This is a genomic window from Mycolicibacterium celeriflavum (genome assembly GCF_010731795.1).
GTDB lineage: Bacteria > Actinomycetota > Actinomycetes > Mycobacteriales > Mycobacteriaceae > Mycobacterium > Mycobacterium celeriflavum.
The window spans coordinates 70,416-94,903 of sequence record NZ_AP022591.1; the positions used below are offsets into that span (position 1 = coordinate 70,416).

Below are 24,488 nucleotides of genomic sequence, written 5' to 3' on the forward strand. Positions count from 1 at the left end.
GTTTCGCCCATGGCGATAGTCGGGGTGGGGATCGACCTGGTCTCCATACCCGAGTTCGCCGAGCAGGTCGACCAGCCGGGGACCGTTTTCGCCGAGACGTTCACGCCCGGCGAGCGGCGGGACGCCGCGGACAAGAGCTCGTCGGCGGCGCGACACCTGGCGGCCCGGTGGGCGGCGAAGGAGGCCGTGATCAAGGCGTGGTCGGGTTCGCGGTTCGCCAAGCGGCCCGTGCTGCCCGAGGCGATCCACCGCGACATCGAGGTGATCACCGACATGTGGGGCCGTCCGAAGGTGCGGCTGTCCGGGGCGATCGCCGAGCATCTGGCTGACGTGACGATCCACCTGTCGCTGACGCATGAGGCCGGCACCGCCGCGGCGGTCGCCATCCTCGAAGAGCGCTGACCCTTTGCTCCGCGAGGGTGCGTGTCTGTCGACGACACGCCGAGGTTTTCCGGCAGTTCATGCACGCTCACGGCTCCTCGGCGGTGCGCAATTGATGCCGCTACTGTCGCCGTCATGAGCGATCTGGTGCAGCGGACGCGCGACGTGCTGCCGTCGGTGCGGCGGGACCTGGAAGACCTGGTGCGCGTCGAGTCGGTGTGGGCGGACCCGGCGCGGCGCGGCGAGGTGCAGCGCAGCGCCGCCGCGGTGGCGCAGCTGTTGGCCGACGCCGGGTTCGGCGAGGTACAGATCGTCAGCGAGGGCGGTGCCCCCGCCGTCATCGCCCGCCATCCCGCGCCGCCGGGCGCGCCGACGGTGCTGCTGTACGCCCACCACGACGTGCAACCCGAAGGCGATCGGGCGCAGTGGGACTCGGCGCCGTTCGAGCCCACCGAGCGCGACGGACGCCTCTACGGTCGGGGCACTGCCGACGACAAGGCCGGCATCGCAATACATCTGGCGGCCTTCCGGGCGCACGGCGGCGATCCGCCGGTCGGTGTCACGGTGTTCGTCGAGGGCGAGGAGGAGTCGGGCTCGCCGTCGTTGCCGCGCCTGCTGGCGGCGCATCGCGAGGCCCTGGCCTGCGATGTGATCGTCCTCGCCGACTCGGACAACTGGAGCACGGAGGTGCCGTCGCTGACGGTGTCGCTGCGGGGACTGGCCGACTGCACCGTCGAGGTCGCCACGCTGGATCACGGACTGCACTCGGGGCTGTGGGGCGGCGTCGTGCCCGACGCGTTGAGCGTGCTGGTGCGGATGTTGGCCAGCCTGCACGACGACGACGGCAATGTCGCAGTGGCGGGGCTACACGAAGCCGCCGCTGCCGGCCTCGACTATCCGCCGGAACGTGTACGCCAGGAAACCGGACTCCTCGAGGGCGTATCCGAAATCGGTTCGGGCTCAGTGCCGCAACGGTTGTGGGCCAAACCGGCGATCACGGTCATCGGCATCGACGCCACGCCTGTCGACAAGTCGTCGAACACATTGATTCCGAGGGCGCGGGCCAAGGTCAGCATGCGCGTCGCGCCCGGCGGCGATGCCGCAGAGCACCTGGCGGCGTTGACGCGACACCTCGAGCAGCACGCGCCGTGGGGTGCGCAGGTGACCGTCACGCCCGGTGACCTCGGGCAGCCGTACGCGGTCGACGCCAGCGGGCCGGTTTACGACGCGGCCCGGGCCGCCTTCCGCCAGGCGTGGGGCGCCGAACCGGTGGACACCGGAATCGGCGGTTCGATCCCGTTCATCGCCGAGTTCGCCGCCGCGTTCCCGTCGGCGAAGATACTGGTGACCGGCGTGGAAGACCCTGCGACACAGGCACATAGCGTCAACGAGAGCTTGCACCTGGGAGTGCTGGAGCGTGCTGCCGTCTCGGAGGCCCTACTGCTGGCCCGACTGAGAGAACACAGCTCAGACGGACAGATTGCGACGTAGCTTGGCGACGTGCCCGGTGGCGCGCACGTTGTACTGCGCCTCGGCGATCCTGCCCGTCTCGTCGACGACGAACGTCGACCGGATGACGCCCTGAACGGTCTTGCCGTACATCGTCTTCTCGCCGAACGCGCCCCAAGCGGTGAGCACCTCGCGATCCGGGTCCGACAGCAGCGGGAACGTCAGCTGCTCCTTGTCGCGGAACTTGGCCAGCTTCTCCGGCTTGTCGGGGGAGATGCCGATGACGTCGAGCCCGGCGTCGTTGAGCTCACGAAGGTTGTCCCGGAAATCACACGCCTGCTTCGTACAGCCGGGGGTCGACGCCGCCGGGTAGAAGTACACGATGACCTTGCGACCCGTGTAGTCGGAGAGCTTCACGGTGTTGCCGTCGGCGTCGGGCAGGCTGAACGCAGAGGCTTTGTCGCCTACCTCGAGTCGCGGAGTCTGTGGCACGCGCGGGCATCCCTTCTGTCGACCGGTGCGCTGCAGCGAGCGCGGGCTGCTCTAGGGTAGATCGGCAGGCTTCATCTCAGAAGCTGCGACTTGGACGGCTTGGAGGCGCACGTGGCGGACCGCGATCCCGAGACCATCAAGCGGGATATCGATCAGGCTCGGGAGCAGCTCGCGACAACTGTGGACACGCTCGCCGAGCGGGCCAACCCCAGCCGGTTGGCCGACGACGTCAAGTCCGCGGTGGTGCGGTTCGTCACTAAACCGGCGGTGGCGATCTCGCTCACTGGCGTAGGAGCACTCGCGGTCGTGCTTGTGGTGCGTCGGATCCGGCAGCGCTGAGCGCAACAGCATCAGCGACGTCGCGCCGAGCGGAACCAGTCGACGACGGAAAAACCGGGGGGATTGGCGACCCGGCCGAGTCGGTTGCACGTATACACCGCGACCGGGACTTGCGCAGTTAATTCGTCGGGCGCATCCGCATCCGCGGCACCGATTCCGAAAGAACCGCCTAGCTGGGACATCAGCTAAGTACCCGTTTCCTTCCGATCTCCGCCCGTCGGGGGGCGTCTGGCCGATCAGCTAACTCGACTGTAACAGAGGTATCTGCCTTCATGCAGTTTGAACGGCGAATTACAGGGGAAAGTGAGCTGTTCCGCAACGCCAGCACGCCCAGGTCCGCCTCTCCGTCAACGGACGAATGTCGATCTCAGCACACTTGTCGGCGGCTAGGGCGTCAGTAGCGCAAATAATTTACGCGCGGGTCATCGGCAACCAGCCGGTCGGGTGCAGGATGGCGATACGGACTCGGAGAACGAAGCGCGACCGAGACGAGGCCACGGTCGCGTCGAGATGAAACTGAGTGCGCCGTCAGGGTTTCGAACCCCGGACCCGCTGATTCTCCGTCAGCGGGTCTGGTCCATTCCGGATGAATCCTGTCGGGAGGACACTCCGCTGGTGGGCTCCGGTTTAAGGTCCTGATTGGCGGGGGACGGCTCCGGTCGCTTCCGGTTGTGTCGTTGCCATTTGCGTCGCATAAGCGTCACCTGCCCTTATCCGGACCAGCGAATTTGCTGGCTGCGTCTACGCTGGACAAACGTGGATACACCTGAACTGGCCATCGTGCGGGTTGACCTCTGCACCGGCTGGCTTCGTCCATGGCCTGCAGTGGGCGATGGATTACCTCCAGACAGGTGAAATGGAAACTTTCCGCATGGCTGCGGACGGCTTCGCGGCGGCGGTCGGGATGGCCGAATGCGCGGTGGTGCTGTACGAGGCGCAAGCCCAGCGGCGAGGCGTGCCCACCAGTCGGCGACAGCACTATCCCCACAGCCTTGAGCCAACGATCACGAAGTGGTCGGCGCTGTATGCCCCCGGCTAGGTCTCTTGTCGTCGACGCTTGGCTGGTCGGAGTCCAATAACAATCGCGTGGCCGACTCGTGGTAGTAGGTGCGGCGTCGCGACTGTTCAGGAGTCAAATTCGCCGGATCCATGTTTGCCGACCCTAGTGGTGGCGCTGGTATTGCATCCGCTTAGATGTCAACACCAAGCGCAATCAAGCGTTTGCCGAAATCGTCTTAGCTGTCGCAGCCCTCAACTAACATCCGCGCCGTGTCGACTTTCGATGCCCTGTTCGACCGCTTGGATCCCGACCCGAGGATTCGGGGTAAGCAGTTCGAGCACGTCTGCAAATGGTTCCTGACGAACGACCCGCTCTACAAGCAACGACTGCGGCGTGTGTGGTTGTGGAAGGAGTGGCCCGACCGTCCAGGGGACATCGAGGCGGGTATCGACTTGGTGGCCGAGGATGCCGATGGACACCTGTGGGCAGTGCAGGCGAAGGCTTACGCAGAAGACAAGCCCATCCCCAAAGCTGAGTTGAACAAGTTCCTATCGGAGTCCAACACCAAGCAGTTCTCTCAGCGGCTGCTGATCTCAACGACCACGGGCGGCCTACACGAACTCGCACAGCGCGCTGTGGACGCACAGGAGAAACCGGTCACCGCGTTGGATCTGACAGACCTGCGAGCATCCGACGGGTACCTGGACTGGCCGGAGTCCCCGGACAAGCTGCGCCCGTCGCGGCCGCCGAAACCTGCCGCGCCGCATGACTACCAGCGCGATGCTATCCGGGACGTGGTGAAGGGCTTCAAGATCTCCGAGCGCGGCCAACTCATCATGGCCTGCGGCACCGGAAAGACGCTCACCTCCCTGTTCATCAGGGAGAAGCTCGGGGCCGAGCGAGTCTTGGTCCTGGTACCTTCGCTGTCACTCCTGAAGCAGACGCTGCGTGTGTGGATGGTCAACCGCCGCACCGACTTCGACATCTTGCCTGTCTGCTCGGATGTCACCGTGTCCCGCGACGAGGACGCCATCGTGGCGCATACATCCGACCTCGGGGTGCCCGTCACCACCGACCCAGAGGACATCGCCCGGTTTCTCCGTCGACGCGGTCCCCGCGTGGTGTTTGGAACCTACCAGTCCTCGCCGCAGGTGGCCGCCGCCTTCGCCATGGGCGGGGTGCCCACGATTGATCTGGTGTTGGCCGACGAGGCGCACCGGTGCGCGGGGCCTGTGTCGTCAGACTTCGCCACGGTGCTCGACGGCTCCCGAATCAAGGCCCGGCGGCGGCTGTTCATGACGGCTACGCCGCGCTACTTCACGGGCCGGGTGCTCAAGGCCGCCCAGGAAGCGGAGTACGAGTACGCATCTATGGATGACGAGGCCACCTTCGGTCCTGTGTTGCACAAGCTTGGTTTCGGTGCAGCCATCGAACGCCGCCTCCTGACCGACTACCAGGTGTCCATCGTCGGCGTGGACGACGCGACCTACCGGGAGTGGGCAGAGAGGGGCACTCTCGTCCGCATTGATGAGAGCAAGGTTACCGACGCCGCTACCCTGGCCGGGCAGATCGGCCTAGCCAAGGCGATGCGGAAATATGGCTTACGGCGCACCATCTCGTTCCATTCACGGGTGAAGCGGGCGAAGGAGTTCGCGGCCACGCTCCCAGAGGTGGTGGAGTGGATGCCCGCCGGGCAGCGCCCCAAGGGTAAGCCGTGGTGCGCGTACACGTCGGGCGAGATGAATGCTGGCGTGCGGGGGCGGCTCATCCAGCAACTCGGAGCCATCGGCGACGGAGAGTACGGGCTGCTCACCAACGCCCGCTGCCTGGCCGAGGGAGTGGACGTGCCGACGCTCGACGGGGTGGCCTTCATCGACCCCCGCCGTTCCGAGGTGGACATCGTGCAGGCGGTGGGGCGCGCAATCCGCAAGTCCGACGAAAAAAAGGTCGGCACCATCGTTATCCCGGTCTTCGTCGATACCGAGGCCGACCCCGAAGTGGCCCTGGACAGTTCGGTCTTCAAGCCGGTGTGGGACGTGGTGCGGGCCCTCCGCGCGCACGACGACGAGTTGGGCCGCCAGCTTGATGAGCTACGCCGCGAACTCGGGCGCAAGGGCGGAAGGCCGCGGCTGCCGGACAAGATTCACGTCGATCTCCCCAACGCGATAGGGCGCGACTTCTCCAACGCATTTGACGCCCGCCTGGTCGAAGAAACCAGCGCCCCCTGGGAGTTCTGGTACGGGCTGTTGGAGCAGTTCACCAATGAGCACGGCCATGCACGAGTACCGCGGGGATACTCGTCCGACGGCTACAAACTTGATAACTGGGTCACCAATCAGCGCGCCTTCAGACGCCGAGGAGTTCTTTCCGAGGAACGTCAGCAGCGTCTGGAGCAGCTGCCGGGTTGGGCGTGGGATCCCCACGACGAACAGTGGGAACAGACATTCAGAAGTCTTCGGGAGTTCGTAGCAGCCAACGGACATGCTCGGGTGTCGCGGTCGCACGATCAACTTGGCGCGTGGGTCCAAGCCCAGCGGCAGAAGTTCGCCAAGGGAACGCTTGAAAGCGATCGACAGCGGCGACTGGAATCCCTCGCCGGCTGGACGTGGGATCCCCATGACTATCAGTGGGAGACGGGGTTTGCACTCCTCGTGAAATACGTTCGGGCCCATCGGAATGCCCGAGTGCCGCGCTCCTACAGGGTTGATGATTTCAATTTGGGCTGGTGGGTTTCGACGCAGCGTCAGAAGTTCGGCAAGGGATCGCTTGACGGCGACAGACGACGCCGACTGGAAGCTATCGCTGGTTGGAGTTGGGATCCCTTCGTGGAGCAATGGGAGGAGGGATTCGCCCATCTGGCGGACTACGTCGGCGTCCACGGGAACGCACGAGTTCCAAGCGGTGGAACTTATGAAGGATTCCCGCTCGGCCGCTGGGTTAGCCGACAACGTGTCGCGCACAGTAAGGGTGAGCTGAGCACCGATCGCACCGCGCGGCTGGAGAGCCTGTCCGGTTGGGCCTGGGACGACATCGCGGCGCGTTGGGAGGAAGGGTTCAACCACCTCCTCGCCTACGTCGCCGAACGTGGAAGCGCGCGGGTGCCCTTCAGCTACCGAAGTCCGGATGGCCTGCGTCTCGGTCAGTGGATCAACGTTCAACGAAACGCCTATGCCGCAGGCACGTTGACCGATGACCGGCGTGAACGGCTGGAACAACTCAAAGGGTGGAGTTGGAACACACGGCTCCAATTATGGGAAGACGGGTATGCCGCACTACGCCGCTACGTCGATGAGTTCGGCGACGCCCGAGTGCAGTACCAGTGCGTCTATAAGGGATTCAAACTTGGCATCTGGGTGACGACACAGAGGCGCGCCTACACGACCGGGAAGCTGGAACGAGAACGCCAAGAGCGCCTTTCGCAACTTCCGGGATGGATGTGGGATGTCAAGGACGAGCAATGGGAGGACGGGTTCGCGCACCTCGTCGAGTTTGGCGAGCGAACCGGAACCGCGCGGATGCCGGTCAAGTACATCGACGAATCCGGATTCGCGCTGGGGGCTTGGACAAACTCTCAGCGGCAGCTCGGAAATAGAGGCGATCTCGATCCCGCCCGTGTGAAGCGTCTTGAAGCACTGCCCGGCTGGTCTTGGCACATGAAGAACGATGCCTGGGATGAGAAGTTCTCCCTCCTGATGGAATATGCCTCAGAGCACGGGAACGTGAACGTGCCGAGCGCGTATGTGTTTAGGGGCGTCGCTCTAGGTAGTTGGGCGGCTGTCCAACGCAGCGCCGCCGCTGCCGGGCGGCTGGATCCCGCCCGATACCGCCGACTCGACGCTCTTCCAGGCTGGGTGTGGGACACGTTTGACGCCCGCTGGGAGGACGGCTTTGCCAAACTGTTGAAATATGTTGAATGCGAGGGCACCCCGTTTGTGCCGCAGTCCTGCCAGCTGGACGGGTTCGCCCTGGGCGGTTGGGTGAGTGCTCAAAGAAGTAAGAATGCGGCTGGAGAACTCTCCGAAGACCGCAAGCGGCGGCTGGAGGCGCTGCCCGGATGGATGTGGGATGTCAAAGGAGAGCAGTGGGAGGCAGCTTTTGCGCTGCTCCAGCGGTACGCCAAAGCAGAGGGAAATCCAGACGTTCCGGGCGGCTGTGTTTTTGCGGGTTATAAGCTCGGGGACTGGGTAGAGCGCCAGCGGCGCGCATACGCCAAAGGCGATCTCAGCACCGGCCGCGTGCGACGCCTGGAGGCAGTCAAGGGATGGCAGTGGAACCCTAAGGCTGACCAATGGGAGCGGGGGTTTTCGGAGTTGCTGACATTCGTCGCTGAACGCGGGCACGCATTAGTGCCCGGCGCACACAAGGTCGGAAGTTATCGGCTCGGAGGCTGGGTTCTGACTCAACGCGTTGCGTTCGCCGACGGAACCATTGACCCGGAGCGGAAGCGCCGTCTGGAGGAAGTTCCGGGCTGGTCATGGAACCCTCACACGGACAGTTGGGAAAGGGCGTTCGGGCTGCTTGAGCAGTACGCCGCCGAACACGGCAACGCACGACCCCCCGACTCGTACAGGGTTGACAACTTCGGACTGGGCGCATGGGTCGGTATCCAACGAGGGGCGCAGAGGAAGGGGAAGCTCACCGCAGAACGAGTCCGCAGGCTCGAGCGCCTTCCCGGCTGGGTGTGGGATCACCGTGCAGCGAACTGGGAGGAGGGCATGGAGAAACTCCTTCAATTCGTAAAAAGCCAGGGGCACTGTTTCGTTCCTCAACGTGTCCCGTTCGACGGTTACCCACTCGGCACCTGGGTCGCCCGCCAGCGACGTGACTACGCTAGGGGCAGCCTCGATTTGGAACGGCAACGCCGTCTTGATGAGGTGCCGGGATGGACGTGGAACCCTCACGCCGAGAAGTGGGGCGTACCAGTTAGTTGAGAAGTATTCGCTGGAACATGGCCACGCCCGTGTTCCGGATGCCTACAGCGTGAACGGTTTCCGGCTAGGTTCCTGGGTGGGCATCCAACGCGCCGCTTATCGCAACGGCACGCTCACTCCTGACCGGAAACGGCGGCTTCAGCAGCTTCCCGGCTGGGTTTGGCAAGCGAAATAGGAGTTTGCCCAGTGTGAGCCCCTCGGCCTGTCTCAATTCTTTACTTGTGAGACAGGCGGAGTGAGAGTGTCTGCTGCAGCAGAAGGCCCAAGTCGTCATCTCACAAGAGTTGCCTCAAAACGTGGGTCTCAGATATTGCACCGTGATAGTCAGGCGGTGTCGCGCTTGTTTTGTGCGAATTGCTTTCGTTCCCAATCGATCACGTCGCTTAGCCGGTAGCGAACGTGCCGACCAAACTTGGCGTAGCGCGGCTGACCGCGCTCACTGAAATTCCCCACTGACGCTCATCGAAATTCCCCACCCGTGTGGCTCCGCCGAGAAGGGCGGGCCTCCTTGGAAGCTGCTGGTGTCTGACGCCTGCAGCCGTGTCGAAGGAGGCCCGCTTTCTCATGCTCACATGGGAGGACGATGTGGAAGTACATGCCCTGCGCCGCCGTGGTTGGTCGATCTCGGCGATCGCCCGCCACACCGGGTTCGACCGCAAGACGGTCCGCAAGTACCTCAACGGCGACGGCGAGCCCGGAGTGCGGGTCCGCCCCGGTCCTGATCCCTTCGACCCGTTCGTCGACTACGTCACCGCACGGTTGGCCGAGGACCCGCACCTGTGGGCCCGAACCCTGTACGACGAACTCGAAGAGCTGGGCTTTGGGCTGTCGTATCAGAGCCTGACCCGCAATATCCGCACCCGCAATCTGCGCCCGGTCTGTGAGGCCTGCCGAACCGCGACCGAACGACCCAACGCCGTTATCGCACATCCTGCCGGGGAGGAAACCCAGTGGGACTGGCTGGAATTGCCGAATCCACCTGAAATTTGGGGCTGGGGCAAGACCGCGCACCTGCTGGTCGGTTCGTTGGCCCATTCGGGCAAGTGGCGAGCGGCGTTGTCGCCGTCACAAGATCAGCCGCACCTGGTCGCCGGTCTTGACCGCGTGACCCGCGGACTCGGCGGGCTGACTCGGGTGTGGCGGTTCGACCGGATGGCCACGGTCTGCGACCCCGGCAGCGGCCGGGTGACCGCCTCGTTCGCCGGGGTGGCCAAGCACTACGGGGTCGCGGTGGCGATCTGCCCAGCCCGGCGTGGCAACCGCAAAGGCGTGGTGGAGAAGGTTAACCACACCGCCGCCCAGCGCTGGTGGCGCACCCTGGCCGACGACCTGACCGTCGAGGCGGCCCAAGCCAGCGTGGACCGCTTCGCCCGGGTACGCGGCGACACCCGCATCCGCGCCACCGCCGACGGCCGCTCATCGGTGGCCACTGTCGCCAAAACCGAACCGCTGCAGCCATTACCGATCGCGCCGTATCCGGTGATCGTCTCCGAGACCCGCACAGCGTCTCGGCAGGCGTTGGTGTCTTACCGCGGCAACCGCTACTCAGTGCCACCGGAGCTGGCTGCCGCCACGGTGGTCGTCTCACATCCGGTCGGTGGCCAATTCTGCGACATCGCCACGACCAGCGGAATCGTCGTCGCACGTCATCGGATGGCCGCGGACGGACTCGGGGTCATGGTTCGTGACAGTGGCCATGTCATCGCCCTCGACGCCGCCGCGATGACCACGGCAGCCACGGGACGCCCGCATCGGCGCAAGGAACGCATCCCACCCGGACCAGCGGCCAAAGCCGCTGCAGCACAACTACTCCAGCTGCGCGACAGCACAACAGTTGCCGCCGAACCCTCCGACCAGTCCACCGATTCCACTGTCGTCGACTTATCCGCCTATGAGCGGGCCGCCCAGAACAGGACCCTCCAATGACTCCGACCCCACGCACCCCCAAGACCACCACCACTGCCGAGTCTCCGTCGGCGGCGGCTTCCCGGTACCAGCAGCTGCGTTCGCATCTGGCCGGACTCAAACTGCATGCTGCCGCCGAAGCCTTGCCCGCCGTGCTCGACCAAGCCAGCGCCGAGAACCTGTCCCTGACCGTCGCGCTGGAGCGGTTGTTGGCAGTGGAGGTCGACGCCACCGCGGCCCGGCGATTGGCCGGCCGGTTGCGCTTCGCCTGCCTGCCCACCCCGGCCACCCTGGCCGATTTCGACGTCGACGCCGCCTCCGGCATCGACCGCAATCTCATCGATGAACTGGGCACCTGCCGCTACCTCGAATCCGCAACCAACATCCTGCTCGTCGGCCCGCCGGGAACAGGAAAAACGCACTTATCGGTCGGGCTGGCCCGAGCAGCCGCACACGCCGGCTATCGCACGTACTTCACCACCGCAGCCGACCTGGCCGCCCGCTGTCACCGCGCGGCCATCGAGGGACGCTGGGCCACCACCATGCGTTTCTACGCCGGACCCACGCTGTTGGTGATCGACGAACTCGGATATCTGCCCTTACCAGCAGAAGCCGCATCAGCCTTGTTTCAGGTTGTCTCGCAACGCTATTTGAAAACTAGCATCGTCATCACCACCAACCGCGGCGTCGGCGCCTGGGGCGACATCCTCGGTGACACCACCGTCGCCGCCGCCATGCTCGACCGACTCCTACACCGCTCAGTCGTGATCAACCTCGACGGCGAGTCCTACCGACTACGCGATCACCACGCCGCCGCCGAAACCCTACGCAGAACCACTACCGGCACCCGCCAACCACTACACTGACCGCTGCTCACAGGTGGGGAATTTCAGCAAGCACACCTGGGGACTTTCGACGAGCGCGGTCACGGCCCAGTGCCTTTCGATGCCCACTCGGCGGGTGTCTTTACGGGCACCCCGTAGCGATCGGCAAGTTCTTGGCGTGTGATCCACTTGTCGTCGGTGTATTCCTCCATGGCGGTTACTTTCCTTCGGTCCGCCCCAGTGTGGACGGAGTAGATAAACCGTAAGTCGGCGTGGTGATACCGCTGACCGGTTTTTGGGAGACGGCGAGACCCACTCTTGGCTCCAGCCGCTGTTGACGGTTCCCGTCCGAACACCCATATCCGCACTCCACACAACTCACCTCATTCTTGCCATTGCCTCCTTCCCGTCACTTCTCGCCAAATCTCCTCATTCCCTTATTATTACGCCAACCTCCCAACACGTCCGCCACCACAATTTCTGCACGGCACATTTGCACAAGGGTGCGAGAATGGTTGTGGCACAGCAAGTGCCACAAACCATGGCCGCCGGATCCGGTGCGCCGCAGTCACCCTGGGCAGGCGCGACGTTGTTGACGATCTCCAAGCTCAAGCGGTGGTCGATCAACTACTACATCGACACCGCCCAGACTACAGAAAAGGCCACCCGCGACCTCGTGCAGGCAGGTGGCGGGTTGGGGGAGTACTACTCCGAACACGAAACCCGCACCCCGACATGGCTCTTGGCCGGCGACACGCGCAGTGTCGCGACACTGGTCGGCCTGAGCGATGTTCGGCGCGCCGGGGGAGAAGCCGACCCGAAGGTGGTGGCCCGCTGGCTTGACGACGGTGTGGCACCCAATGGGGCGCAGGCCCGGACGTTCGGGCAGCGCGGGGTGCACGGGTTTGATTTGATGTTCGCCGCCCCCAAGAGCGTCTCGCTGGTGCGGGCCTTACGTGCCGATGATGTTGACGGCAAAGCGATCACCGACGCCCACACCACCGCACTATCAGAGGCGATGGAATACCTGGCAGCCCATGCCGGCTACACCCGGGTGCATAACCCGAACACCGGGGAGAAGGATCTAGTGCGCCTGCCCGGGTTGGCGGCGATCGCCTACCAGCACGAAACCTCCCGCTGCGGGGATCCGCACCTGCACACCCATGTCATCGTGCCCAACCGCCAAGCGCGTGCCGACGGCGCCATGGTGTCCATCGACGGCACGTCGCTGTATCACGAAGCCAAAGCCGCCGGTGGCCTCTATCAGGCCACCCTGCGCCGCGAACTACACCGATCGCTCGGCATGGAGTGGGCGCCGGTGGATCCGTCGACCGGGATGGCCGAGATCGCCGGCGTGGGTAGAGACTCCATCACCGCGTGGTCGCGGCGCTCCACCCAACTCCGCGAGTGGGCCGCCCACCATCTGAACGTGATCGACATGCCGTTGACGGCCGCGCAGCTCGCCGCCGCGCAAAAAGCGTCGCGCCCGGCCAAACCCGAAGAGCTCGCCTGGGCGCAGCTGGTTGCGCAGTGGCGCGGCGATGAGCGCGGCCTTCAGCTGGACCGCGCATTCTTCGACCGCGCCCGCGCGGCGCGGCGCGCAGCAGCGCGCACTCCCTTCGACCGGGCGCGCATCCTGGCCGCGGCCGAACGGATTGACAAGGCGGCGTTCACCCGTGCCGATTTGGTCGAGATCGTCGGTGCGCAGGTCCCCGTCGACAGTGAGCGCACGCCCGTGAGCTGGTCGAAGCCGCCGTCGACCAGATCAGTGTGCGCCTGAGCGCGCCGCGGGCCGCGCATCAGCGCGAAGGCCATGAGCGCTTCACCCTCGACGCCATCCTGCACGACGAAGCCGCGGTGCTTTCGCTTGTGGATGCGCGCGATGTGCGCGCCCAGCTGTGGGCCACCGCGGAGCACACCGCGCACTTGTCGGCCGATCAGGCGCGCGCCGTGGAGACCATTGCGCGCTCACCGTGGCTCGTCCAACCCTTAACCGCGCCGGCGGGCGCGGGCAGGACCACCTCGATGCGCGCGCTGCGCGCCGCCCGGCAGCGCTGCTACGGGCGCACCCTGGTGCTGGCCCCGACCGGTAAAGCCGTCGACGTCGCACTGCGTGAAGGTGCCGGCGATGACGGCTACACCATCGCCAAAGCCCTACAACTCCTGCACGCGAACACGTTTAAGCTGAAACCGAGCACACTCGTCGTCGTCGATGAGGCCGCGATGGTCGGCACCACCGATCTACGCGAACTGCTCACTACCACCACCGCGGCGGGGGTCAAGACAGTCCTGCTTGGTGACCAACATCAGCTGGCCCCGGTCAAGGCCCGCGGCGGCATGTTCGCCCAACTCTGTGCCGATCTGCCTTGGACCCAGCACCTCTCGGAAGTCTGGCGGATGCGCAATGCCGAGGAACGCAGCGCCTCAGTCGCTCTGCGCAACGGGGGGCCGGCCTCGGTACGCAGAGCGATCGCCTGGTACCGAACGCATGAACGGCTGCACTGCGGTGGCCAGATCACCATGGCCGCCGACGCGCTGGCCGCCTATCAAGCTGACACCGCCGCCGGCAAGGACACGCTGTTGTTGTGTGACACCACCGAAATGGCCGACGCCCTCAATCAACGTTTGCACCACGACACCATCAGCAAGGACGCGCAAACCATCACTGGGGCCCGTGGACACCGGATCGGCGTCGGAGATCTCATCCTCACTCGGCAGAACGACGGGTCGATTCCGCTGCGCAACATCGACGAGCCGGAGAACGAGAACACCCCGGTGCGCAATGGAAACCGTTGGTGCGTCACCCAGATCAATCCCGACAACAACCGTCTGGCCGCCCGTCGCCTCGAGGACAACACCCTGGCGGTATTTGACGGCGACTATATCCGCGAGCACATCACGCACGGCTACGCGGTCACCGTCCATTCCGCGCAAGGCGTCACCGCCGATACCACCCATGCCGTGCTGGGCGAGAAAACCACCCGCGCATTGGCGTACGTCGCGATGACTCGCGGCCGCCACAGCAGCACGGCATATTTGTACCAGCGCGCCGCCGAGCACGAATATGTGTTGCGGCCCGGCGATGCAGCCCATATCCCGCATCGCGGAACCAGACAGCACGCGGCGCGGCTGCTACGGGCGATCGTCGCCCACGACGAGCAGCCAATGACCGCGCTCGGCGTCGCGACCGCGAACGCACACGAAACGTTGCCCGCGAGCATCCACAGCATGATCGACCAAAAGGCAACCGCATTGCGCCGCCGCCACAGCGAATACCAGCGATGGCGGCCCGAATCTGCCGAAGTCGATTCCGCGGCGCGGGAGGCGCGCAGTCGCATCCTCGGCACCGACCTATCCGCCGACTACGGGCTAGAGATGTAGAAGGTTCATAGGCCGACCGCGATCCATCGAGTGCCTTGCTGTGTCGCTCGTTGAGGGAGACGGTCGGGATGAAGAAGAAGAGGATGGCCGCGAAACGCACGCTGTGCTGGCCACACACACCTAAACGTTGTCGCTCATAGTACGGCGCTGTCGACCGCCGTGCGGCACCTGGGCGGGTGGCGAGGTGGTCTACGTATACCTGAATGCTGGTCAAGGTCAGCTTTGCGGTTGCGGTCCGTCCATCGTCACTGGCACCGGCGCGACCGGCAACACCTGTTGCCCACCCTTTCGGGTTCAACCGTTGCCACGCCTGAACCCGAAACCGATCCACGGATCGCCGGCGCCCTTTAGCCTTTTCATGTGGCCTTTGTACCCGTCGTAGCTGCAAGAGCTGAGCTGAAGCGGATCAACGAACATCTGACTTCACCCCACCTTCTTATCGGGGGGCTAGCGGTCCAGCAATATCATCCGACGCGGACTTCAGCCGACATTGACTTAGTGTGCTCAGCTGAAACTGCATCTCAGCTAGTCGAGCATCTCTACAGTTCTCTCCAATGGAATTACCGAGACTTAAACAATGACCCGGAACGACCTTCTTATGTCATCGAGGAGCGGGGCGGCAGTAGGATAGTCTATCTCGGACCGAAGATAACCGAGCGGGATCCGTACCCGTACGTAGACTACAAACAGATGCTGTTGGACGCTACGCCATACAAATCTACAAATGACGTGGAGCTCGAAAACATAATGGTTCCGTCACTGGAGGCGTTAGCTCTGTTAAAGTTACTGTCTTTGGTAAGTCGGCTTGAAACAAAACCTGAAAAAGGTCATCAGGACCGTACCGATTTTATCAATTTGACCAATAAAGAGAATTTCAAGATAAATCCATTTCTGGATTTGATAGTTGGTCAAGATGCCATGGAACACCTAACTACGAAGATCACCGAGTTAAGGCAGAAGGCTGCTGAACCTCTATTCGAAGGTTCTTCTCTTCACACGCTGTCCCGCCTGCTATTCCCGGCTCCACTTCCCTCTATCATTTCGTCGCAGAGCCGATCGGTTGTTGAGTATTCTGTTGATAACGCACTTGATTTCTACTCTAGAATCGCTGGCCACTACGACGAGAGGAACAGCCGTTATGTGCATCTTGCGCACAATTTCATTATTAGTGAACTACACAGGCTACTCGACTCGGGAGTCGTGACGGGGGTTCTTGACCTAGGTTGCGGTACAGGGAAAATGATAGCAGCACATTTTGCCCATCATGGCGTCAGATGGGTCGCGGTAGATGGATCCAGCGAAATGCTGCAACTTTTCGATTCCAATACGAGAATTGGCGCGAAGTCGCCTGCCGACTGGGTCCTGGTTAAAGATGACCTATTGACGACGGAGTTTGCGCAGTTGCCGAACTTGGACGAGGACAGGTCACTCGTGGCCCTGCTTTCCTTCGTGCTAACGAGTCTGCCTGACGACAACGTCCTCACCAGGCTTTTAGCTGCTGTTCCTGAAGTGAGTGCGATAGTGATCGCTGATATACACCCGCTCTACACAGCCACACATCCCAGGTACAGTTTTTCGCTTTCGGAGGAGGGCGACTTCGACCTGATGCCGCGGGCCGTATTCCCCGATATTCTGGCAGATGCTCTAAAGGAAGCTGGTTTTGAGCGGCAATCGGAGCACCTGGTGAGAAAGCCCGAGAAAGAAAACCCTTACGCATTTGTGCACACCTTTGTTTCGAATAGTAGGGGCGCCTCGCACACAGGCGATCTAACCGTGGAAACGGAAATACCACCCCCGCTAGAGAATGATTTGTCAGACCATATTCTTCGGGCTGAGGGTCGGAAATACGAGGCATTGCGCCGGGAATTTCCAGCTCCAGGGGACGAGCGTACGAGGCAAATGTACTCTATTGTGAATAGGGTGCGAGTTATCGCCGCCGCTGCCGCGGCTTCAGCGGCAGCTTACGCGGAGACATTTCTTCGATCAAATGGACAAGGTGACCGCATCGTTGGAATGGCGCTCGTGCAGGGTGCACTGCTTACGGACCAATTTGCAGACATAGTCGGTATATATCGATCTTCTCAGAGCGCGTTCGAAGAGATACAAGCTCTGCAGACGCTACAGGCAATCGCAGATCGACTTCAATTGGACCAGCGTCTGGAGGCAGTCAAAGCTATCGAAATCAAACAGGCGGACCAATCCGGACGCTACGCCGGCGGACTTGGACCTATCCCGCTTCTGACTGACCAAATTCTGGAGGCAATGCGACCGCCACCGGGCAGCTGAGTCCCGTTACATGGCGCAAGGGGTGTCATGGAGCCTAGAACTGTGGGTAGACGTCCTGAAATATAGCTGTCGCCTGGCTATGCAAAGCGCAGAGCAACTCATCGTCCAAAGTGCCTCAACGAATTTCAGACTAGTTCGGTGAGCTGCATTTGCGGCAAGTGCTGACCGGTGCCGTCTATGTCGCCTGCAGCTGAAGCGAATCGCCATATTGATGGACTCTTTGAAAAAGTGCGTACTTCGTCCGCTGGGCCGCGAGCAGCCCGTGCGGTCATGACATTCCAACACATTGTTGCAGGTAGCCGCGGTCTGTCACGCGAGACAGCCCGGGCATTAGGTTCACAGCGGCGACAACCCTGTGAACGGGGATGATTCCAGCCTCAATAGGTGTTAGTCTGTCTACGAGCAAGGAACCGGCCCTCGGGTTTATCCTGACAGCTGGTCTGGCCCCTGGTGACAGCTACGGCACCCAGGGGTTGCTCTGTATCTGGGGCAGCAGGTCCTGCCGCTCGTCAAGGCACCGGGTCGACGAAGTGCACTGTTGGACGGATCAGCGAGAACAGCGAGTCATCGTGATGCGTCACCGTGCGCCGGTAGGCCGAGGACACGAGGTCCGGTAACCAAAGAAGGTGTTCAAACTTCGGCGACGACAACACCGCCTGCATGGACCGGTGTATCAGACCCTCGCCGCGCATCGCCGCTATGTTCTTCCGGTCCAAGTTGCTCAGGTTCCGCGGGTTGCGTTCTTCAAGCACCAGCAAATCGATCCGGCCGCGTAGAGGGGCAGCCCCGGCAGACAGCGCCGCCAATAGGCCTCGCATGCATTCGCGTCGCGCCGCCTCCAGATCCAGGTCGTCATCTGCGACGTGGGTGTGATGAGAGATCACGCAGATCTCCTCGCCCTTGCCAAGGAACTCCAGCATCGCCGAAGCCTTCTTGCGGCCATCCTCGGTCAGCAGCTCGTCCGTCGTGTGCCAGAAGGTGCCCCCGGCCACCCCGCGCAGCTCATCTCGTAACACATCCATCTCGGTGCGCTCCACCAGCACGGCGGTGAACACATAGAACCGGCCGAGACCGTGTTCGCCGTGCTCAAACGTCTCGTCGAGATACGCCACCGCTCCTGTCGTGTTGGTGTAGGCCTTCTCCAGCACCGGGTTGGATGGCCGCCGAGAAGACCTCGTCATCACCCCGCCGCCTGGGCCGCCGTCGCGGCCAGCTCGACATATGCCTTGTTGCCCAGCCTGGTGACCTTGCGGCCTAGTTTTTGGCCTGCGGCGGGCGCCAGGCCACACGAGACCGCGGCATCAGCCCACGTGCGTTCCTCCTGGCCCTTCATCCGGAAAATCATGCGCTCACGGTCGTCGAGCTTGCCGATGATCCACAGAAGCCGCGGATCGCTGATGTCATCCATGGTTGCCCCGGGAGAAGGGGCGGCCACAGTCTCTACCAGCGGCGCAGTCGCGCCCGGTTCACCGCGCACACTCACCGGCCGGTCCAACGCGTCCACCCGTTGGCCGCCGATCTGCGTATCACCGATGAGTCTGAAATTCCGGTGCTCATCAACAGTCAACTTCCTAATCAGTGGACACACTTTGTCGTCGGCCTCCAGTCCGGCCGGCAGCCACACCGCTTCCTCCAGCAGCACCGCAGAGGCCGCATCGACCAGCGTGTGCGGCGTGCTCTTGAACCCCAGCCACTCACGCATGAACCGCACGATCGCCTCGATATCCCCGCGCAGCACAGCACGCTGGGCGCGCAGCGTGGCCATGAGCGCGCGCCAGCCCCAAGTCACCCCCCGGTCAGCCAGCGTCGAAAATGACTGCAGCATCTTGGCGATGGATTCACCCGGCGCCCGCGAAACGCCATCCATCCATGACCGGTGCCCCGCCGCACCAATCCACGACGAGACCCCGGCCAGGTGGTCAGTCGAAAACAGTCGCGCCGCGCTCAGTTCTGGACCGGCCAGCATCTTCGCGGCGAACCCCGACGTCACGTCCGATAAGCCCGTTAGCACCGAGTCGGACCGCGGCGCGAACGAACTCGTCAGATCCGATACCCGCGACTGCAGCCCCTCCCACGTCGTGCCGACGCCGCTCCTGCCGAACACTCCGTGCGTCCGTGATCCCGGACCGATGCCCAAGGCGTCCCTGGTCCGGGCCGCAGCCTCGGCTGCCATCTGCGCCAGACTGGGCCCAACGTTGAGCTTCTCCCAGATCGGGACCGCGGGCATCAGATGCTTGAGCTTCGGGCCGGACAGCAGCTCTTGCCACGTCTCACTGGTGCGGGCCGTCGCCTCGGCCACGATCTCTGTGAGCTTCGGCCCAGCGTCGAGCTCTCGCCAGGCGGGGATCGTTGGCGTCAGATCAGTCAGCCTCGGACCGGACTGCAGCTGGTGCCAGACCGGCAACGCGGGCGCCAGATCGATCGGTTTTGGCCCAACTGTAAGCGCGTCGAAGGCCGACCGCGTCGAAGGCGAAGCCGCCAGATAGTGGTCAATCCTAAGGTGCTCAGCGATCCCACTCCCGGCGTCATTAGTCACCCACGCCCGACCCGCCGTCAGCCGATCGGCTGCCGAACCTACAGCTGGCAGCCGTCGCCGCGGAACCGAGTCCTCCGGATCGCTCGCCGACTCGCCGTCGGGCTCCTCGTCGGCAGTGTGCTCCATTTCCACGAGACGCCTCCTCATCGCATCGGCCCCTCCATACGGGGCCTCTACACCCAGGCCGCCTCAAACGGAGAAAACGACAACACTGTGACGGACATCACAGTCACCGGACTGCCGCCGCGGCGCAATCCGCAACACCATCCAGACGCCGCACGACCGTCACCCGCATTCTCGCAACAGGCACGACAACTTCCCGTCCCCGACACACTCGCCACGCCGGGCGAGCGTCAAGCCGCCAGAGCCGCAACGACCCTGTCCAACCGACGATGAGTAACCGCGGAAATCGCGGCGGCACGTCGGCGGGTAGCAACGCCAAGGCCATCTCGGTGCGGAGGGGCATACTCGCCGTCATGGCCGATGACCAGACCCAAGAGCACGGCTACAGCATTGATCTGCGGTTCCACAAGATCCTCGCGACCGTCGAGCAGGAGCTTCAGACGGCGTTGGCCAAGGCGCGCTTGGAGTCGGAGCATGGCACCACGATCGGGGATGGGGCCGAGGATGCCGTGCGCAACATGTTGCGCAGCTATTTGCCATCGGGATACGGAGTGGGCAAGGGCATCGTGTACGACGCGTTTGGCGACGGCTCACGTCAGTCCGACGTGGTGATCACTAACTCTGATCACCCGCTGTCATTCCCTGACGGGAAGTCCGGAACCTACGTCGTGGACGGTGTTGCTGCCGCCGGAGAGGTCAAGTCCTGCCTGGACATACCCAAACGCGACGACGCCATCACGAAGGGCACAGCCTTCAAACAGGTACGGATGACAGTCAATGAGTCCGATCGAGTGGTGACCGCCACAGAACAGGCGTACATGAAGCAGATCGGCATGGTGCCGCCGTACTTTGTTGTCGCCTTCGACAACAAGGTCGCTCCCGACACGATGGGCGAACGGCTCGAAAAGGCTGGGCTGATCGAACCCCCGGCGGGCAAGTCGATGGGCGAGCAGGACTGGGCGAACACCCCTCAACCTCCGCTCGACGTCATCTGCATCCTGGGGAAAGGCGTGTGGCTCTACGTGCGACCCAATAACCCGCTGGGAATCCGGGTCGGCTTTGAGAAACCAGACGGGTCGAAAACCGTCCGAGAAGACCTGTCGGGCTGGGCCTTTGTCAAAACGGATGCACCCCTGGTGTTGACGCTGGCCTGGCTGAACGCGGCGATGCCGCGGGTGTTCCGAGGGCAATCAGTGTTCTCGCCCTACCTCATCCCACCGACGAGGCACGCCAAGTACATGAAATCCCGAAACGAAGCGTCTACGACGCCCGAGAAGTAGGCTCCCAGCCCGTGAACGCCGCAACGTGGAGCGCGACATTCGCCGGAGTCAGTGCAGGTGTTGCGGTTGTCTCGGCCATCGCGTCCTTCGTGGCGGCGCGGCGGTCCCGGGCGGCCAAGAAGGTGGCCGAGGAGAAGCGGGACGAGGCTGTCGAGGCGGCGAAGACCGCCGCGTCGGGCATTGGGCGCATCGCGACGGTGCAGGAGTCGCGTCAGAGCGCTGCCGAGTCGGCTCAGGCGTCCAGCGTCACGATCGCGCTGTCTGAGGTGCAGCGCGGCTTCAGCGGCTGGAAGGTCCACAACGACAGCGGCCAGCCCATCGCGAACGTCGTGGTTAGCGGCGTGGGGGGTGAGCAGATTGTCGTTTACCTGGGCTCGGGACCAGAGCAGCGGCCCGAGTATGTCGAGCCCACGGTCGGCGCAAATCAGCAATCTCGATTGATGTTCCGGCCTACCGGCACCGATGCCGTCCACGCGGACGCATCTGACCTTGCGCGGATGGCGCTGCAGTTCACCGACGCGCGCCAGCAGAGGTGGGAGAAGATCGGCACCGCCCCCGTCCGGCCGGTTGGTCCTTGATCGGTGATCGCCGTCGTCGTCATGCCCGCTGGAACCCGCGCGGAGTGATCGGCAGGTAGGACCGCTGCCCGGTCGAGTAGAGCTGGCGATCACGCTCGCGCGAAGGCAGCACAACCGAACGAATCTCCATCCCTTCGGCCGCGCCTTGTAACCACCACTGCCGAGGGATGTGATAGCCGACCACGCGGTGATCGGTGCCGTCGACGGTACCGTCGGGCTTCACCTTGATCAGCTCGTGGGTCGCGCGCTTGAGGTGGTTCCCGGCCTGCATCGTGGTGCCCCACACCGCCATCTCGACGGTCGCCTTGTTGATGTAGTTGATGGTCCCGCTCTCACCAAGGTAGCGGCGGCGGGCCACATCCCATAGGGAGTCGAGCGCCTTGGTGATGAGCACCGAAATCGATAGCTCCCGTCCAGGATTCGCGTCCTCCAGCGTGAGCCACCAGTGCGCTTCACCCTTGTCGGCGTCAGGGTGACCCTTCTTGTGGAGGTAGACGTGGATGGGCCCTTCGTGCAGCGTGACGCGCTCCCCGTTCATCGGCTGCCAGGCCACCTTCGCGTCGTCGTCATCGACGGCGACGGCACTCACACCGTGCTTGACGGCGTTGTAGACGAAGGCGTCACCGAGAACTCGGTTTGCGCAGTCGATTAGCAACATAGCCAAGCCGTCGATGGCGTCTTCAAACTCGGCGTGAGTGAGCTGGATGCAGGAATCGACGCGGCTGACGCCACCCAGGAACACGGTGGCGATCAGCTCGCGGTCGAAGCCGTCGGCGAGGGCGGCGTCCAGCTTGGCCTTGTACTCGCGGAAGTCCGTCGAGGCCGACATGCCCAGCCAAGGACACTCGGGGTGCTCCACGTGCGCGAAGAACAGCCGGAGCAGCGCCTCGGAGGCGTGGTTGGCAGTCATCACGGCCTCCATGCGGATATACCGCTGCCGGGCCTCAGACGCCGGCGGCGGCATTGCGCCGAGGAACGCCGCACCGACCGATCGGTCAGTTCCATACAGCGGCGCGAGTTGATCGTCATTGCACGCCATCAGCGATAGCGACTCTATCCGCATCTTGATGAACTCCGCAGGGTCGGCTGTATAGAACACGGCGTTTAGCTCTGGATATTGGCCAGGGTCGAGTCGCCGCCCTTTCGGGTCGTCCTTCTCCCACGGCTTCGGCCCGCCTCGGTACTTGCCCATGAGCCGGAGTCTAGGAGCGGCACCCGACAACGCAACGGGCTCGGGCCCGCCACTGACGCAGGGTGTAGGAGAACGCCGGTCGCCGCCAGGGCCCGCTTCGGAAACCAGCTTCGGTTTCGCGCGATCGGAGTTGCCGTTTATTCGGCGGGAATGACCTGGATTCGACCGGAATCGGTCAGCTCTCCCGAAACGGAAGAAATGCCCTTATCCATTGTGTGACAAGCATTTTCGAGAACAACTCGGCGCGTGTACGGGAGGGCGTTCGGTAATCCGTTGATAGCAGGCAAGTCGTTGTTGGCAAGCTCCAGTCAACTGCTCGGGCGGTCCGTCGAAATAGTGCAAATCGACGACCATACACGGATTACAGTGGTGTCATTCAACACACGCGGTAGGTCACGGGCTGTAAAAGCCACGGACGTAATCGACTGGGAAAGCTACCGGTTCGCTGAGAACGACCACAGCAGGCCTGGTCCTCGATCAGTCAAGTGGCCATGCTGAGTGCCGTCGCGTGAGGACGCCTGTCGTGCGATGGGCGCGAGTCGCATGAGTCGGTGACGTTGCGACCGACTCGACGAGCTACAAGGAGTCAGGATGGCAGGCAGGCCCCCGCTGCGAATCGGGCAGCACGGCAAGATCAGCCGTAAGTACGTCGGCGGGGGAATATGGGAGGCCCAGTGCCGCTACCGGGACGCAGACGGAGTTACCCGCCGGGTGCGGCGCTTCGGCCCTGCGGACGAACATGATCGCCATGGCAAGCTTGCTGAGGATGCGCTGATTGAGGCGCTAGCGCAGCGGCGCCCACCCACAGCCGCAGGCGAGGTAGGAATCGACACGCCGGTTATGCGCTGGTGGACACCCACCTTCTGCGCTTGGAGGAGGAGGGGCGCAAGGCCACCACACTCGACACATACCGCATCGTTGCCGCGAAGCTGCGGACCAAACTGGGCGGCGTTCGGGTGGGGGAGGCCACCGCAGCCCGGATTGACGCGGCGCTGGATCCATGAGCAAGACTCATGGCGCTGGCATGGCGCGCCATTCGAAAGTGATCCTGCGCGGTGGAATGCAGCTTGCCGTCATGGCGAATGTGATTGGCACGAACCCTGTTCGGGACGTCGATCCAATCAAGTCCAAGCGGCCACCCAAGGGTGCCCCGCCGCTGACAGCCGATCAACTCCGCGACCTTCTCGCAGCACTCCGAGCGTCGGACTACTGCCGTCAGCATGACCTTGCGGACCCGTTCACTCTGTTCATCGCAACCGGCTTGAGGCGAAGCGAACTACTCGGCTTGCGGTGGAATGATTTCGATGAGACAGCGGGAACCCTGACCATTGCCGGCAAGGTCAGCAGGGTCAAAGGTGAGGGCTTGCGCTGGGAGGCTGAGACGAAGACGGCAGCCGGCCGCCGCACGCTAGCCCTGCCTCGCTTCGCTGTCGACGCACTGAAGCAGCGGCGTTCGTTGCCCTATCTCGGTGAGCACCCTGAGATCCTCTTCCCGTCCACAGCGGGCACCTGGCGCGACCCAAGCAACTTCGGCAGGGAATGGCGCAGAGTCCGTGAGGAGCTTTGCGTGCCCGACGTCACAACGCACAGCTTCCGGAAGTCCGTCGCCACGCTGATCGACGACAAGGGGCTGTCGGCCCGAATCGGCGCCGATCATCTTGGGCACCGAAGGGCGAGCATGACGCAGGACGTCTACATGGCACGCGGCAAAATTCACCCAGAGGTCGCGAACGTGCTGGATGACGCAATAAGCGACGCATAAGCGTCGCATTGCGACTGAGTCAAGCCAGA

19 protein-coding genes are annotated in these 24,488 nt (G+C 63.5%); 15 read left to right on the forward strand and 4 right to left on the reverse strand.

The window, feature by feature from the left end:
• The first annotated feature begins 9 nt into the window (after positions 1-9).
• Both acpS and G6N18_RS00320 read left to right on the forward strand, forming a co-directional pair.
• A complete protein-coding gene (gene acpS / locus G6N18_RS00315; protein WP_067224771.1) occupies positions 10-402 on the forward strand; it encodes a holo-ACP synthase AcpS in 393 nt (130 codons plus the stop codon).
• Positions 403-516: 114 nt separating this feature from the next.
• The gene (locus G6N18_RS00320) at positions 517-1,872 is read left to right on the forward strand and encodes a dipeptidase (RefSeq protein WP_083006004.1); all 1,356 of its coding nucleotides are present in this window, start codon (positions 517-519) and stop codon (positions 1,870-1,872) included.
• Here G6N18_RS00320 and bcp read toward each other — a convergent pair.
• Positions 1,849-2,322, reverse strand: coding sequence for a thioredoxin-dependent thiol peroxidase (bcp, locus tag G6N18_RS00325; RefSeq protein WP_083006006.1), 474 nt, complete (start codon positions 2,320-2,322; stop codon positions 1,849-1,851). The genes G6N18_RS00320 and bcp overlap by 24 nt on opposite strands.
• 111 nt (positions 2,323-2,433) lie before the next feature.
• Between bcp and G6N18_RS00330 the strand changes: the two genes are divergently transcribed.
• From G6N18_RS00330 to G6N18_RS00365, 9 genes are all read left to right on the forward strand, one after another.
• A complete protein-coding gene (locus G6N18_RS00330; protein ID WP_067224880.1) occupies positions 2,434-2,661 on the forward strand; it encodes a DUF3618 domain-containing protein in 228 nt (75 codons plus the stop codon).
• An 871-nt stretch (positions 2,662-3,532) separates the two neighbouring features.
• Positions 3,533-3,700 (forward strand): hypothetical protein, encoded by a 168-nt coding sequence (locus G6N18_RS00335; protein WP_234806237.1) that lies wholly within the window; start codon positions 3,533-3,535, stop codon positions 3,698-3,700.
• A gap of 230 nt (positions 3,701-3,930) precedes the next feature.
• Positions 3,931-8,592 carry a DEAD/DEAH box helicase gene (locus G6N18_RS00340; protein WP_083006008.1) on the forward strand — a complete coding sequence of 1,554 codons (4,662 nt, stop codon included), beginning with the start codon at positions 3,931-3,933 and terminating at the stop codon, positions 8,590-8,592.
• On the forward strand, positions 8,531-8,767 hold the full coding sequence (locus G6N18_RS24830) for a helicase associated domain-containing protein (RefSeq protein WP_083006010.1): 237 nt from the start codon (positions 8,531-8,533) through the stop codon (positions 8,765-8,767). The genes G6N18_RS00340 and G6N18_RS24830 overlap by 62 nt, the downstream gene beginning before the upstream one ends.
• Positions 8,768-9,156: 389 nt before the next feature.
• Positions 9,157-10,518, forward strand: coding sequence for a Mu transposase domain-containing protein (locus G6N18_RS00350; RefSeq protein WP_083006017.1), 1,362 nt, complete (start codon positions 9,157-9,159; stop codon positions 10,516-10,518).
• A complete protein-coding gene (gene istB / locus G6N18_RS00355; protein ID WP_083006019.1) occupies positions 10,515-11,363 on the forward strand; it encodes an IS21-like element helper ATPase IstB in 849 nt (282 codons plus the stop codon). Before G6N18_RS00350 ends, istB begins: the two co-directional genes overlap by 4 nt.
• Positions 11,364-11,832: 469 nt before the next feature.
• Positions 11,833-13,101, forward strand: coding sequence for a MobF family relaxase (gene mobF / locus G6N18_RS24770; protein ID WP_308215047.1), 1,269 nt, complete (start codon positions 11,833-11,835; stop codon positions 13,099-13,101).
• The gene (locus G6N18_RS24775; RefSeq protein ID WP_308215048.1) at positions 13,092-14,702 is read left to right on the forward strand and encodes an ATP-dependent DNA helicase; all 1,611 of its coding nucleotides are present in this window, start codon (positions 13,092-13,094) and stop codon (positions 14,700-14,702) included. The genes mobF and G6N18_RS24775 overlap by 10 nt, the downstream gene beginning before the upstream one ends.
• A 360-nt stretch (positions 14,703-15,062) precedes the next feature.
• The gene (locus G6N18_RS00365) at positions 15,063-16,988 is read left to right on the forward strand and encodes a methyltransferase domain-containing protein (RefSeq protein ID WP_133052477.1); all 1,926 of its coding nucleotides are present in this window, start codon (positions 15,063-15,065) and stop codon (positions 16,986-16,988) included.
• 509 nt (positions 16,989-17,497) lie between these two features.
• On the opposite strand, the gene G6N18_RS00370 is transcribed toward G6N18_RS00365, so the two are convergent.
• Entirely contained in the window at positions 17,498-18,136 is a 639-nt protein-coding gene (locus G6N18_RS00370; RefSeq protein ID WP_083006024.1) for a hypothetical protein, read from the reverse strand.
• A 32-nt stretch (positions 18,137-18,168) separates the two neighbouring features.
• The gene (locus G6N18_RS00375; RefSeq protein WP_133052478.1) at positions 18,169-19,287 is read right to left on the reverse strand and encodes a hypothetical protein; all 1,119 of its coding nucleotides are present in this window, start codon (positions 19,285-19,287) and stop codon (positions 18,169-18,171) included.
• A 713-nt stretch (positions 19,288-20,000) separates the two neighbouring features.
• Here G6N18_RS00375 and G6N18_RS00380 point away from each other — a divergent pair.
• Both G6N18_RS00380 and G6N18_RS00385 read left to right on the forward strand, forming a co-directional pair.
• Positions 20,001-20,927 carry a DUF6602 domain-containing protein gene (locus G6N18_RS00380; protein WP_133052479.1) on the forward strand — a complete coding sequence of 309 codons (927 nt, stop codon included), beginning with the start codon at positions 20,001-20,003 and terminating at the stop codon, positions 20,925-20,927.
• Positions 20,928-20,938: 11 nt separating this feature from the next.
• Complete coding sequence (locus tag G6N18_RS00385; protein WP_083006030.1) at positions 20,939-21,505, forward strand: hypothetical protein; 567 nt, start codon at positions 20,939-20,941, stop codon at positions 21,503-21,505.
• 19 nt (positions 21,506-21,524) lie between these two features.
• On the opposite strand, the gene G6N18_RS00390 is transcribed toward G6N18_RS00385, so the two are convergent.
• The gene (locus G6N18_RS00390) at positions 21,525-22,697 is read right to left on the reverse strand and encodes a hypothetical protein (RefSeq protein WP_083006032.1); all 1,173 of its coding nucleotides are present in this window, start codon (positions 22,695-22,697) and stop codon (positions 21,525-21,527) included.
• 848 nt (positions 22,698-23,545) lie between these two features.
• Between G6N18_RS00390 and G6N18_RS24425 the strand changes: the two genes are divergently transcribed.
• Complete coding sequence (locus tag G6N18_RS24425; protein WP_234806238.1) at positions 23,546-23,701, forward strand: hypothetical protein; 156 nt, start codon at positions 23,546-23,548, stop codon at positions 23,699-23,701.
• Positions 23,698-24,459, forward strand: coding sequence for a site-specific integrase (locus tag G6N18_RS00395; protein WP_234806239.1), 762 nt, complete (start codon positions 23,698-23,700; stop codon positions 24,457-24,459). The genes G6N18_RS24425 and G6N18_RS00395 overlap by 4 nt, the downstream gene beginning before the upstream one ends.
• Positions 24,460-24,488 lie beyond the last annotated feature (29 nt).